Genomic DNA, 13,611 nt, shown 5'->3' on the forward strand with positions numbered 1-13,611 from the left:
CTTCTAGGGTTGGTTAAGCAAACGACGCGAGATTACCACTTTTTCGGTCGCGAGCCTTAGCCAGGGCTTATTTCTTGCAATTGGTTACCGTCGTAACCAACACCGGGGTCAGAGCCCGATTTTGGGCAATTTCCAAATCTAGGGCTCTGACCCCGGTTTGTCAGAAGTCGTACCGGGCCGACAATTTCAGTTGACGTCCATCGCTCGGGTAGATGCCGCCCTTGCACGAGAACGCATTGCTGAAGTAACGACGGTCCGCCAGGTTCAGCCCCGTCGCGGCGACGTCCCATGCGCCCAGCTTGATGCTGTAGCGCGCGTCGAGCGTCGTGTAAGACGGGATGCGTGCGCCGCAGGTGTTGCTGAAGTCGCCGCCGTAACGCTGGCTGTCGACCCATTGCACGCCCACGTCGGCCGACTGGCCATTGCCCGGCACCCACGCCAGGCGCGCCGTCACGACGTTCTTGGGCACGAGCGCCAGTTCGCGGCCGGCGTTGGGGCCGTCCGTGAAGTGCGCGATCACGTGCTGCAGGTGCGCGCTGGCGCGCCAGCCCGCCGCCAGCGCCGCCTCGGCATCGATCTCGACGCCCTTGCGCTCGGTCGGATCGAGGTTCGTGTTCGCGCCCCAGCCGCCATTCAGCGTCGGATCATAGAAAATCTCGTTGTCCAGGCGATGGCGGAATACGCGCGCCGTCAGCGTGCGGCTGTCGTCGCCCGGCGCGTGGCGCAGGGTCGTACCGAGTTCCAGGTCGTGCGACGTCTGCGCCTTCAGGATATCGAGGCTGGACCGGTAGCCGTTCTCGTCGACGTTGGCCACGCGGTAGCTCTGCCCCGCCTTGGCGTACACCTCGACGAGCGGGTGCACACGGTAGCTGGCCTGCGCTTCCCACGCGTTCTGCGATTGCGAACGGTCTTCCGGCGCGACGCCGCCCACGACGTCCACGACGTTCTTGTCGAAGTTCTCGTGGCGCGCGCCCAGCGCGATGCGGCCGTCGTGGGCCGGATCGAAGCGCAGCTCGTCGCGCAGGTACACGGCCTTCGACGACTGGCTCGCGTCGGCGCTCGAGAACGAGGCCGTCGTCTTGCGCTTCCAGCGCGTGAAGTCCACGCCGCCCACCAGTTCATTGAGCATGCCGCCGACGTCGGACAGCCAGCGCGCGCGCGGCGAGAACTGGTCCTGGCGGCCGTCGTACGCATTGTTCGAGCCGAAGGACAGGTAGTTCGAACGCACGTTGCGTTCGCGGTGCGACAGGTCGGCCGCCAGGTCGACGGCGCCCAGGCGGTATTCGGCGAAGACGTTCGCGCGGTCCGTGTTGAGCGAGCCGAAATCGTTCGGCGTCGACGCCTGGCGCGGATCGGCGTCGAACTGGGTCAGCGACAGCGAACCCGGGAGACGCGAATCCTGGCGCGCGCTCTCGACGTGGATGCCGGCGCGGCCGCCCGTGAAGCGGGTCTGCAGGTTCAGCGAGGCGGTCGTCTGGTCGAAATCGCTGTTGCGGCGGTAGTTGTTGGAACCCTGGCGCGCGACGGCGATGTCGGCGCTGACGTCGCCCGCCGTCTGCGACAGCTGCGCGCGCAGATCGTGTTCATGGAACGAGCCGCCTTCGGCAAACACGGAACCGTGCAGGCCGCCGGCCACGTTGCGGCGCGTCGTGATCTGGATGATGCCGCCGGTGGCGCCTTCGCCATACAGCACGCTGCTGCCGCCGCGGGTGATCTCGATGCGTTCGACCGTGTCGATCGGGATCGTCGACAGCACGGTGTTCGCCAGTTCGTTCTCGTTCAGGCGCACGCCGTCGACCATGATCACCATGTTCTGCGCGCTGTTGGTGCCGAAGCCGCGCAGGTCGAGCGCGAAGTCGGGCGAGGAGTCCAGGCTCTGGCGGCCGAACACGCCGCCGATCTTGCGGATCGCGCTGTTCACGTCGTTGACGCCGGCGCGGCGGATGTCGTCCTGCGTGATGACGGTGGCGCCGATCGGACGCAGGGTTTCCACGCTCGGGAAACGGGCACCGGTGATGACGACGGTCGATGGGTTGCCGTCCTGGGCGCGCACGGCGCCGGCGGAGAGGGACAGGACGATGGCACAGGCCAGCGCGATCGGCTTGATAGCCGGCGCGCCGCGGGTGGAGGCGGCAGTATGCATTGGATGTTCAGTGTTCGTTTGGCGCCGGCAAGCGTCCCCGCACGCCGGCGTACACAAAAGCGCGGCGTAACGCCGGCTTCCCCTGTCTGGCCGGTCTCCGGGCTCCAAGACGGACCGTCCCACCTTCCTATGCAAGCACAGTGGCTGTCGGGGCGGCCTGTCGCCGTGCGGCGACGCTTGTTTACCGTTGCGGGGGCAGCACACGTTGGCACGCCGCCGGAGGCGACGCCGCTTCGTGTTTCCCGTTTAACTGCACGCGCAGACGCGCATGCGGGCACCAGAACCCCGAGATTATAACCTGTATAGTGTAGGCACAAAAATAACAGCCACGCCCGGGATCCCGCATGCTTCCTCGTTTCCGATTTCGCCTCGTCCTCGCCGCGGTGCTGCTGCTGGCGGGCGCGGTGTTCGCCGCACCTGCATCCGACGGCATCGCCCTCGCCGCGCCCGATGCCGCCGCCGTGCGCGTGCCCAGCAGCCCGGATGCCTGGGGCGGCCCGCGCACGGGCCGCGAACCCACGCTGTCGGACCGCGTCGTCCATTACGACATCGCCGCCACGCTCGACCCGGTAAAGCACACGGTCACGGGCCGCGAGCGCCTCACGTGGCGCAACCGCAGCAACGTCGCCGTCAGCAGGGTCTACCTGCACCTGTACATGAACGCGTTCGAAAACGCGGGCAGCACCTATTTCACCGAGCGGCGCACGCGCGACGGCACCTTCCGCTCCGGCGTCGACATCAAGGATGCGTGGGGCCACATCGCCCTGCGCCGCGTCGCGCAAGGAAGCGCCGGTGTGCCGTGGACCTTCGTCCATCCGGACAACGGCCCGGCGACGGACCATACGGTCGTGCGCTTCGACCTGCCGCAGGCCGTCGCGCCGGGCGCATCGACGACGCTCGACATCGACTTCGTCACGCAACTGCCGCGCGTCGTCGCCCGCGCCGGCTACTTCGGCACGTTCCACCTCGTCGTGCAGTGGTTCCCGAAGATCGGCGTGCTGGAACTGCCGGGCGAACGGGGGGCGACGGCGCCGCGCTGGAACGTGCACGAGTACCACCTGAATTCCGAGTTCTACGCGGACTTCGGCAGCTACGACGTGAAGCTCACCGTCCCGCGCGGCTACACCGTGGGCGCGACGGGCGAACCGCAAGGCGCCCCCGTCGACAAGGACGGCATGCGCACGTGGCGCTTCGCGCAGGGCGACGTCCACGACTTCGCCTGGACCGCGGACAACCAGACAGCCAGGCCGCTCGTCGACACGTGGTCCGGCCCGGGCAGCCCGACGGTGACGGTGACCGTGCTGTACCCGCCCGAATTCGCGGCGAGCGCGGCGCCCGCGCTGAAGGCGGCAAAAGAATCGCTGACGTACTTCTCGAACACGCTGGGCCCGTACCCGTACAGGACGCTGACCATCGTGATCCCGCCCTACAACGCGGAGGAAGCGGGCGGCATGGAATACCCGACGTTCTTCACGGCCGAGGCCTACCGCACCGTCGAACCGCGCACCGTGAACCAGTTCGCCCTCGCCTTCGTCACCATCCACGAATTCGGCCACGGTTATTTCTACGGCCTGCTCGCGTCGAACGAATTCGAGGAACCGCTGCTGGACGAAGGCCTCAACGAATACTGGGACAACCGCATGATGCGCGACCAGGGCCAGCTCGCGTACATCGCGACGCCGCTGCTCGCCCGCCTCGGCTTCGCGCCCGGCTATCCGACCTTCGACGCCGAGCGCACCGCGACGCCGCGCCACGACCCGGCCGACCCGCCCGGCGCCAACGCGTGGCACCGCCTGCAGGACATCGGCCCCGTCTACACGCGCACGGCGATCCTGATGCGCGACCTGGAAGCGCACATCGGCCGCGCGCCGATGGGGCGCGCGTTCAAGGAATACTACCGGCGCTGGAAGTTCCGCCACCCGAGCACCGCCGACCTGCGCGAGACGCTCGCCGAGGTGACAGGCCAGCGCGCCGTCGTCGAGGACATGTTCGAGCGCCAGGTCTACGCCGTCTCCCGCGTCGACGACAGCATCGCCGACCTCGCGAGCACGGAACTGATGCCGCTCCCCGGCGCGCACGAGAGCCAGTCCGCCGTCGACAAGCGCATAGCCGCGGCGCGCGCGGCATGGCGCAAGACGCATCCGGACGGCACCGGGCCGTACCCATACCGCACCGATGTCACGATCCGCCGCCACGGCGCGCCCGTGCCGCAGACGCTCGTCGTGAAATTCGCCGACGGCAGCACCGAGACCGCGCGCTGGGATGCCGACGAACGCTGGCACACGTTCACCTGGACGAAGCCGGCGAAGGCCGTCTCCGCCGAACTCGATCCGCAGCGCCTGCACTACCTGGACGTGAACAAGCTCGATGACAGCCGCACGCTCGCACCGGATGCGCGCGCCTCGCACCGCTGGGGCTTCGAGTTCGCCGCCGCCGTCAACTACCTCCTTGCCCTGATCGCCACCTTATGACGACCGAAACGACCCTCGCGCCACCTTCCCTTGCGCCGCGCGCGGCCGGCCTCCACGGCGTGCTGCCTGCGGCGCGCGCCGCGCTGCAATGGCGTTTGCTGCTGTGGTGGGCCGTGCTCCTGCTGCTGCCGACGATCGTCGCCGCGCTGCCGGTGTGGGAGCTGCTGGCCGCCAGCCTCGATCACTCGGTGTACGCGGGACGTCTGGCGGAACGCCTCGACATGATCGCGTACGCCGACATCCTGCACGCCGCGCGCGACCAGTACGCGCCGGCGCTGGGCGCGGGCAGCCTCGTCGCGCTCGTGCTGACGTTGTTGCTGTCGCCGCTGCTGGCCGGCATGGCGCTCGCCGCCGCGCGCGCGCCGGAACGGCTGGCGTCGGGCGCGCTGCTGGCCGAAGGCGCGCAGTGTTACCCGCGCCTCGCGCGCATGCTCGCGTGGTCGGTCGTCCCGCTGGGTGTGGCGGGACTGATCGGCAGCTCGGCCCACCATGTGGCCGGCCGGATCGCCGAGACGGCGCGGCTGGAAACCGACGCCGAACGCGCCGCGCACCTGGCCACGCTCGCGACCGTCGTGCTGCTCGTGCTGGCCCACGCGACGGTCGACATCGGCCGCGCCATGCTGGCCGCCGACCGCCGCCGCACGTCCGCCATCGGCGCGTGGTGGCGCGGCTGCGGGCAGCTGGCACGCCGGCCGCTCGCGCTGCTGGGCACCTATCTGGGCATCACCTCAGCCGGTCTCGCGCTCGCGGCCGTGCTGGCGTTCGCGCGCGTGCACGTGCCTGCGCTGGGGACGGCCGGCACGATCGGCGCAGCCGTGCTGGCCCAGGTCGTCGTGCTCGTGCTCGGGTGGATGCGGATGGCGCGCCTGTTCGCGCTGACGGCGCTGCTGCGCTGATCCACGCGGGCGGCGCGGATCGGCTACCATGAACACTTCGATTGCCGCCCGAAGGAGCCTGCCATGACCCGCCTGCCCACCTATTTCGTCTCGCACGGAGGCGGCCCGTGGCCGTGGATGAAGGACCAGTACGGTCCCACGTATGCCGAGCTGGAAGCGTCGCTGGTCGACATCAAGCGGCAGGTCGGCGTGCGCCCGAAAGCCGTGCTCGTCGTGACGAGCCACTGGGAGACGGACGACTTCACGATATCGTCCGGCACGGCCCCCGGCATGATCTACGACTACGGCGGCTTCCCGCCGCACACGTACCAGATCCGCTATCCGGCGCCGGGCGAACCGCAGCTGGCGGCGCGCGTCGCGCAACTGCTGAACGATGCCGGCCAGCCTGCCCGCCTGGATGCGGAGCGCGGCTTCGACCACGGCACGTTCTCGATGCTGGCGCCGATCTATCCCGAAGCCGACATGCCGGTCGTGCAGCTGTCGATCCGCCACGGCTACGACCCGGCGGTGCACCTGGCCGCCGGCCGCGCGCTGGCCCCGCTGCGCGACGAGGGCGTGCTGATCCTCGGCAGCGGCCTGTCGTTCCACAACCTGCGCCAGTTCGGCCCGGCCGGCGCGCTGGCGTCGAACGCGTTCGATACGTGGCTGCAGCACGTGCTGCTGGAGCTATCGCCCGCCGACCGCGAGCAGGCGCTGCTGCACTGGAGCGAGGCGCCGTATGCGCGCATGGCGCATCCGCGCGAGGATCATCTCGTGCCGCTGTGGGTGGCGCTGGGCGCGGCCGAGCAGGAGGCGGCCGCGTGCGTGTATCACGAGGAGAGTTTCTTTGGGGCGTTGACGGTGTCGAGTTTCAGGTTCGGCAACGCCGCGGCCTGAATCAGGTTCCGCGCTTCCCGCGCGCCGCCTCTTCCGCCTTGCGCGCGGCCTTCTCGGCCGCGATGCGGGCCTTTTCTTCCATCTCGATGCGGTGGCGCTCCAGCGCCTCGGCGCGGGTCTGCGGTGTTTCCAGGCTGATGCGGCCCAGCGCGCCCTGGCGGTAGTCCTGCAGCAGCACGTGCGCCGCCTTTTCGTAGTCGTAGTCGCCGCCGCGCACGCGGAACGCTCGACGCTGGGCGACGCCTTCGATCACGCCGAAGCCGTCCAGCCCTTCCGTCTTGATGCCGTAGCGAGCCGTCAGCAGTTGCGGATAGCGCTGCAGCAGCAGGCCGCCCAGGTATTCCGCCACTTCTTCCTCGATGACGGCGTTCGTGCCGATCGCGTGGCTGGCGGCCAGCATCAGGCCGTCGCTTTCCATGTCAATCTTCGGCCACAGCATGCCCGGGGTGTCGACCAGCACGGTGAACTTGTCCAGATAGAGCTTTTGCTGGGACTTCGTGACGGCCGGTTCGTCGCCGACCTTGGCCACGCGCTTTTTCAGCAGCGCGTTCATCAAGGTCGACTTGCCCACGTTCGGGATGCCCATGATCATGATGCGCAGCGGCTTCGTCGGCACGCCGCGGTGCGGGGCCAGCGTCTTGCACAGGTCGGGGATCTTCGCCACGTCCGACGGCTTCTTGGTCGTCATCGGGTACGCGGTCACGCCTTCCTGGGCGTCGTACCACGCGGCCCAGGCCGCGGTGGCGGCGGGGTCGGCGAGGTCGGTCTTGTTAAGCACCTTCAGGCAGGGACGCTGGCGGAACTTGCGCAACTCTTCGACCATCGGGTTGCTGCTCGCCTGCGGCAGGCGGGCGTCCAGGACCTCGATGACCACATCGGTGTTTTCCATCTGCTCCGCGGCCTGCTTGCGGGCGGCGGCCATGTGGCCCGGGAACCATTGAATCGACATGCTCTACCTTCAAAAATTTGCGTGCAACCGGGTATTTTACCCTAGTCCACGCAAATCGACGACAGCCTGGGCGATGCTGCAGCGGCCGTCCCGGTCGACGGCCCTCCTGTCGACGGCGCTTCAGTCGAGGTCCGCGAGGGCCTTGACGTGGGCCACGACACTGCGTCCCAGCGCCGACAGCGCGTAGCCGCCCTCCAGGCAGCTGACGATGCGTCCGCCCGCGTACCGGCGGGCGATGTCGGCGACCTGGTGCGTGATCCACGCGTAATCCGCCTCGACGAGGGCCATGCCGCCCATGTCGTCTTCCTTGTGGGCGTCGAAGCCGGCCGAGATGAAGATCATCTGCGGGCGGAAGGCGTGCAGCGCGGGCAGCCATTGTTCGGCGACGAGCTTGCGCACGACGTCGCCGCCCGAGTACGCGGGGACCGGTACGTTGACGCAGGTCGGCGTGATCGGTTCCGGTTCCGTGTACGGATAGAACGGATGCTGGAAAAAGCTGGCCATCAGTACGCGCGGGTCGTCCTTGAACGACTCCGCCGTGCCATTGCCGTGGTGGACGTCGAAGTCGACGATGGCGACGCGCTCCAGCCCGTGCACGTCGAGCGCGCGGCGCGCGGCGATGGCCACGTTGTTGAAGAGGCAGAAGCCCATGGGCTCCGCCGGCCGCGCGTGGTGGCCCGGCGGGCGGACGGCGCAGAACGCATTGTCGACGGTGCCGGCGATGACGGCATCCGTCGCGGCCACGGCGGCGCCGGCCGCGCGCAGGGCGGCGCGGTAGCTGTCCTTGCACAGCAAGGTGTCGCCGTCGAGCGGATAGAGTTCGCCCGCCTGCGGCAGGTTGTCGCGCACGAGGTCGAGCGCACCCTGCGTGTGGTTGCGCAGGATGTCGGCTTCGTCGGCCAGCGGCGCGCTCACCCGCTCGACGAGACCCTCCAGGCGCGCGAGGATCAGCTGGTCCTCGATGGCACGCAGGCGCTCGGGGGCTTCGGGATGCCAGCTGCCCATCTGGTGCAGGGTGCAGTCCGGGTGGCTGTAAATGGCTGTACTCATGATTCCTGGTTGATGCTCATCGATACCGCAAGTCCCTCCGTTCTCGCATAGAATCGATGCGAAAGGCAACCGCAGGCATATCAGGATTGCTAACAGCGTTAATCTACCACGCCTGGGTGCCCCGCCGCCCCGGAACGACCATCGGAAGCCATCCATGTTCAATCAATTGCACGCCGCCGCCCGCCAGGTCAGCCAGATCGTGGTCGGCAAGGACCGGCAAGTCCGCCTTGCGCTGACCTGCCTGCTGGCCGGCGGCCACCTGCTCATCGACGACGTGCCCGGCGTCGGCAAGACGACCCTCGCCCATGCGCTCGCGCTGGCGCTGGGCCTGAAGTTCAACCGCGTCCAGTTCACGAGCGACCTGCTGCCGGCCGACGTCGCCGGCATTTCCGTCTACGAGCGCGAAAAGAGCGGCTTCGTCTTCCACCCCGGCCCGATCTTCACCCAGGTGCTGCTCGCGGACGAGATCAACCGCGCCACGCCCAAGACGCAGTCGGGCCTGCTGGAAGCGATGGAAGAGCGGCAGGTCACGGCCGACGGCGTCACCCGCGCGCTGCCGGAGCCCTTCTTCGTCATCGCGACGCAGAATCCCGCGCACCAGGTCGGCACGTTCCCCCTGCCGGAATCCCAGCTCGACCGCTTCCTGATGTGCCTGTCGCTCGGCTATCCGGACGCCGCCGCCGAGCGTGCCCTGCTGATGGGCGAGAACCGGCGCGCGATGCTGAAAACCATCGAGCCCGTGATGCGCCCGGAAGAACTGCTCGACGCCCAGCGCTCGCTGCGCGCGATCCACGCCTCCGACAAGCTCATCGACTACCTGCAGGCCTTGGCGCAGTCCTCGCGCTCGGGCAAGCTGTTCGCGGAAGGCCTGTCGCCGCGCGCCACGCTCGCGCTGCTGCAGGCCGCGCGCGCGTGGGCCGCGCTGGAAGGCCGCGACCACGTGATCCCGGAAGACGTGCAGGCCCTGCTCGTGCCCGTGTGCGCGCACCGGTTGCGGCCGCTGCGTTCCGCGCAGGGCGTGGCGATGGCCAGCCGCGACCTCGTGCTGCAGTTGCAGAAATCGGTCCCGGTCTGATGCCCCCCGCAGCCGATCCAGCGATGGCACGACCCGATGGCTGGCTGAACCGCAAGCGCGTCCAGTGGCGCACGAAGACGACGGCCCACGACAAGGGCAGCGTGCTGCTGAACCAGCGGCGCGTCTACATCCTGCCCACGCGCGCGGGCCTCGCGTTTTGCGCGCTGCTGCTCGTCCTGCTGGTCGGTTCGATCAACTACAACCTGGGCCTCGGCTTCGGCCTCACGTTCGTCGCCGGCGCCTGCGCCATCGTCGACATGGTGCAGACGACGCGCAACCTGGCCGGCCTCGTATTGAGCCCCGGCCGCGCGCCCGACGTGCATGCGGGCGAGGACGCGCCGTTCGAGCTGCGCGTCGAGAACCCGACGCGCCTGGCCCGCTACGCCGTCTGGATCGATTTCGAGCACGTGCCCGAGCCGCGGCAGGCCATCGACGTGCCGGCCGGCGGCAGCACGACGCTCGTGCTGCGCACGGCCACGCGTGCGCGCGGATGGATGCGTCCGCCGCGCGTGCGCCTCGCCACGCACTTCCCGCTCGGCCTGTTCCGCGCGTGGAGCTGGTGGCAGCCGGACAGCCGCGCCCTCGTCTACCCGTTCCCCGAGCAGGACGCGCCGCCGCTGCCGATGCTGGGCCGCCCCAGCCCCGACGGCGCGGGCAGCACCGGCAGCGATGATTTCGCCGGCGTGCGCAGCTACCAGCCGGGCGATCCGCTGCGCCACCTCGCATGGCGCCAGATCGCGCGCCTCGATCCGGAGCTGGGCGGCCAGCTCGTCACCAAGCATTTCGAGGGCGGCACGGTCGACGAACTCGTGCTCGACTTCAACACACTGCCCGCCCGGCTCGACGTGGAGCTGCGCCTCGCGCGCATGGCCCGCTGGGTGCTGGAAGCGGAGCAGCGCGCCCTGCCCTATGGCTTCATCCTCGGCCGCATCCGCTACCCCGTGACGCTCGGCACGGCGCACCAGGCGGCTTGCCTGCGCGCGCTGGCGCTGTACGGCTTGCCGGAGGAGCCGGCGTGAAGGTGCTCCTGTCACGGGACAAGCAGGATACCTTGCTGCTGATCGCCAGCAGCCTGCTCGTGCTGGCACCGCACGCGGCCCACCTGCCCGTGTGGGTGAGCCTGCTGTGCGGCGCCACGCTGGCCTCGCGCGCCGCGATCACCCTGCTGGGCCGGCGCATGCCGTCGAACGTGCTCCTCGTGCCGATCGCGGCGGCCGCGATGTTCGGCGTGCTGCAGAGCTATCACACCCTGCTGGGACGCGACGCGGGCGTCGCCATGCTCGTCCTCCTCGTCGCCTTCAAGATGCTGGAGATGCATGCGCGGCGCGACCTGTTCGTCGTCGTGTTCCTGTGCTACTTCCTGGTACTCACCAATTTCTTTTATTCGCAGACGATCCCGACGGCCCTGCTGATGCTGGCTTCGCTCGTCGCGCTGCTGGCCACGCAGTTGTCGTTCCAGCTGACGGGCGCCGTGCCCCCGCTGCGCACACGTTTATGGATGGGCGCGAAGCTGCTCGGGCTGGCGCTGCCGCTGGCGGGCGCCGCGTTCGTCCTGTTCCCCCGTATAGAAGGACCGCTGTGGGGCATGCCGGACGCGTCGCACGGCGCGCAGAGCGGCCTGTCCGACACGATGGCGCCCGGCCAGATGTCGAACCTGGCGCAGTCGGAAGACGTCGCGTTCCGCGTGAAATTCGACGGGCCCGTGCCCCCGCAGCCGCAACTGTACTGGCGCGGCCCCGTGCTGGGCAGCTACGACGGCCGCACCTGGACGCGCGTGCGCCCGTCCCGCCACACGCGCCCGCAGGCACTGTCGCTGTCCGTGGGCGGCACACCGGTCGGCTACCAGGTCACGCTGGAACCGTCGAACACGCGCTGGCTGTTCGCACTCGAGATGCCGCGCGCCATTCCCGAACTGCCGGGACACGGCGTGACGCTGTCCGGCGAACTGGAATTCCGGTCGCTCGACCCGATCGGCGAGCGCGTGCGCTACGACCTCGTCTCCTTCGTGCACTACAGCCTGCAAACCGACGCGTCGCCCGTCGACGGGCAATGGCTGATGCTGCCCTACGGCCTGAATCCGCGCACGCGCGCGGCCGGCCAGGCGCTGGCGTCCCAGCCCGATCCGGCGCGCCGGGTGGCGGACGTGCTGCGCCTGTTTGCGGACGGCGGTTTCGTCTACACGCTGCAACCGCCGCTGCTGCCCGGCCGCGACTCGATCGACGATTTCCTGTACGGCACGCGCGCAGGCTTTTGCGAGCATTACGCGGGCGCCTTCGTGTTCCTGATGCGCGCGGCGGGCGTACCGGCGCGCGTCGTCACGGGCTACCAGGGCGGCGAGATGAACCCGATCGACGGCTACCTCACCGTGCGCCAATCGGACGCGCATGCGTGGGCCGAGGTGTGGTTGCCGCGGCGCGGCTGGGTACGTATCGACCCGACGGCCGCCGTGGCGCCGGAGCGCGTCCAGCGCAGCCTGGCGCGCGCGCTGCCGCCGCCGGCGCCGTTCGGCCTCGAAGGCCTGGGCCGGCTGCTGCAGCCCGATCCCGACTCGCTCCTCGGCCGCATCCGGTACATGTTCGGCGCCGTCAACAATGGCTGGAACCAGTGGGTGCTGAATTACACGCCGCAACGCCAGCGGCATCTCGTGCAACGCTTACAAGAAGGATTGTCCCATTGGCAAAGCCTGGCGCTCATTGCCATGCTCTGCGCCATGTTGTTCCTGGTAAGAAAATTCTCGCAGAGGCGGAAAGCCGACCCCGTCGATGCGCTATACTCGCTCCTGTGCCAGCGCCTCGGCCAGCTTGGCATGCCGCGTGCGCCGGACGAAGGGCCGACCGCGTACGCGCAGCGCCTCGCCGCCGCCGACCTGGCTCCCGAGACTGGCGCGGCCGCGACGGAATTCCTGCGCCGCTACAGCGCTTACCGCTACGGACCGCAGAGTCCGGGCACCGGCCTCGTTCCCATCCTGAGAGATTTGCTGTCCCGAGTTCGATGAAATCCTTCGCTCCCCTGCTGCTTGCCCTGGCCATCGGCGCCGGGCCGGCGGCGGATGCCCTCGCCGCATCCTCGCTCCATCACACCAAGGCCACGGCGAAATCCGCCAAGGCCGCCAAGGCGGCAAAAAAGGCCGGCAAGAAAGCGCAAGCCGCCGCCCCCGCCCGCCCCGCCATCGATTACGACGGCGAGGCCGTCAACTTCAGCGACTGGCAGGCCGTGCGCGATTTCGAGGACGACATCGTCGCCCGCAACGGTTTCGATCGCACGCAGGTCGAGGATGTGATCAAACGGGCACGCTTCATCGATTCCGCCGTCCAGCTCGTAAAACCGGCGCCGCCCGGCAAGCCGAAGAACTGGCAGGCGTACAGCGACCGCTTCATCGAGCCGATCCGCATCAACGCGGGTGTGCGCTTCTGGAACGAGAACGCCGACCTCCTCGCGCGCGCGGAGGCGACGTATGGCGTGCCGGCCGAGATCATCGTCGGCATCCTCGGCGTGGAAACGATCTATGGCCGCGACACGGGCCGCTTCCGCGTCGTCGACGTGCTGACCACCCTCGCCTTCGCCTATCCGGAAACGCCGAATCGCGCCGACCGCATGGCGTTCTTCCGCAGCGAGTTGGAAAACACGCTGCTGCTGGCGCACAAGGAAAACATCGACCCGTTCTCGCTTCTGGGCTCGTTCGCAGGCGCAGTCGGCATGCCGCAATTCATGCCGGGCAATATCTTGAAATATGGCGTGGACTTCGACGGCGACGGCATCGTCGACCTGCGCGGCTCGGCCGCCGATGCGATCGGCAGCGTGGCCAACTTCCTCGTCGAGCACGGCTGGGATCGCAACAACACGGGGCCGGCCGTGTTCCCGGCCAACGTGGCGCCCAGTCTCGCCTGGCAAGGGCTGCTCGGCGGCCTGGAAGCGCGTTACCGTCCGGGCGAGCTGGACGGTGCCGGCGTCGCGACGCGCACGGCCCTGCCGGATGGCCGCCTCTACGGCCTCGTCGATTTACAAAACGGGGCGGACCCGACGGAGTATTGGGTAGCGAACGCTAACTTTTTTGCTATCACTAAATACAATCGCAGTTATTTCTATGCCATGTCCGTGGTCGAATTAGGCCGTGCCGTGCGGTTGGCACGCGGGATCTAGTGTCTTCGAAC

The 13,611-nt window shown here is 68.8% G+C and carries 10 protein-coding genes and 1 riboswitch; of the genes, 7 read left to right on the forward strand and 3 right to left on the reverse strand.

Going from position 1 to position 13,611, the window contains the following annotated elements; translation table 11 throughout:
- Nucleotides 1-160 precede the first annotated feature (160 nt).
- On the reverse strand, nucleotides 161-2,143 hold the full coding sequence (locus ACEN9H_RS22190) for a TonB-dependent receptor (RefSeq protein ID WP_413672105.1): 1,983 nt from the start codon (nucleotides 2,141-2,143) through the stop codon (nucleotides 161-163).
- A gap of 70 nt (nucleotides 2,144-2,213) precedes the next feature.
- A riboswitch (cobalamin riboswitch) is annotated at nucleotides 2,214-2,440 on the reverse strand.
- 47 nt (nucleotides 2,441-2,487) lie between these two features.
- Between ACEN9H_RS22190 and ACEN9H_RS22195 the strand changes: the two genes are divergently transcribed.
- From ACEN9H_RS22195 to ACEN9H_RS22205, 3 genes are all read left to right on the forward strand, one after another.
- Nucleotides 2,488-4,614 carry a M1 family metallopeptidase gene (locus tag ACEN9H_RS22195; protein ID WP_413672106.1) on the forward strand — a complete coding sequence of 709 codons (2,127 nt, stop codon included), beginning with the start codon at nucleotides 2,488-2,490 and terminating at the stop codon, nucleotides 4,612-4,614.
- Entirely contained in the window at nucleotides 4,611-5,510 is a 900-nt protein-coding gene (locus ACEN9H_RS22200; RefSeq protein ID WP_413672107.1) for a hypothetical protein, read from the forward strand. Before ACEN9H_RS22195 ends, ACEN9H_RS22200 begins: the two co-directional genes overlap by 4 nt.
- 63 nt (nucleotides 5,511-5,573) lie before the next feature.
- Nucleotides 5,574-6,386 carry a DODA-type extradiol aromatic ring-opening family dioxygenase gene (locus ACEN9H_RS22205; RefSeq protein ID WP_413672108.1) on the forward strand — a complete coding sequence of 271 codons (813 nt, stop codon included), beginning with the start codon at nucleotides 5,574-5,576 and terminating at the stop codon, nucleotides 6,384-6,386.
- Nucleotide 6,387: 1 nt separating this feature from the next.
- Here the strand turns inward: ACEN9H_RS22205 and ylqF are convergent, their stop codons facing one another.
- Together ylqF and ACEN9H_RS22215 are read right to left on the reverse strand one after the other, a co-directional pair.
- A complete protein-coding gene (ylqF, locus tag ACEN9H_RS22210) occupies nucleotides 6,388-7,335 on the reverse strand; it encodes a ribosome biogenesis GTPase YlqF (protein WP_082577545.1) in 948 nt (315 codons plus the stop codon).
- Nucleotides 7,336-7,455: 120 nt separating this feature from the next.
- Nucleotides 7,456-8,385, reverse strand: a complete 930-nt coding sequence (locus ACEN9H_RS22215) for a histone deacetylase family protein (RefSeq protein WP_413672109.1) — start codon at nucleotides 8,383-8,385, stop codon at nucleotides 7,456-7,458.
- 154 nt (nucleotides 8,386-8,539) lie between these two features.
- On the opposite strand from ACEN9H_RS22215, the gene ACEN9H_RS22220 reads away from it, so the two are divergent.
- The 4 genes from ACEN9H_RS22220 to mltB are packed head-to-tail and all read left to right on the forward strand — an operon-like array spanning nucleotide 8,540 to nucleotide 13,600.
- Entirely contained in the window at nucleotides 8,540-9,460 is a 921-nt protein-coding gene (locus ACEN9H_RS22220) for an AAA family ATPase (protein ID WP_413672110.1), read from the forward strand.
- 23 nt (nucleotides 9,461-9,483) lie between these two features.
- Nucleotides 9,484-10,479, forward strand: a complete 996-nt coding sequence (locus tag ACEN9H_RS22225; RefSeq protein ID WP_413672111.1) for a DUF58 domain-containing protein — start codon at nucleotides 9,484-9,486, stop codon at nucleotides 10,477-10,479.
- Entirely contained in the window at nucleotides 10,476-12,455 is a 1,980-nt protein-coding gene (locus tag ACEN9H_RS22230; protein ID WP_413672112.1) for a DUF3488 and DUF4129 domain-containing transglutaminase family protein, read from the forward strand. Before ACEN9H_RS22225 ends, ACEN9H_RS22230 begins: the two co-directional genes overlap by 4 nt.
- The gene (mltB, locus tag ACEN9H_RS22235; RefSeq protein ID WP_413672113.1) at nucleotides 12,452-13,600 is read left to right on the forward strand and encodes a lytic murein transglycosylase B; all 1,149 of its coding nucleotides are present in this window, start codon (nucleotides 12,452-12,454) and stop codon (nucleotides 13,598-13,600) included. Before ACEN9H_RS22230 ends, mltB begins: the two co-directional genes overlap by 4 nt.
- Nucleotides 13,601-13,611 lie beyond the last annotated feature (11 nt).

Source organism: Massilia cellulosiltytica, from assembly GCF_047325105.1.
Classification (GTDB): Bacteria; Pseudomonadota; Gammaproteobacteria; order Burkholderiales; family Burkholderiaceae_D; genus Telluria; species Telluria orientalis.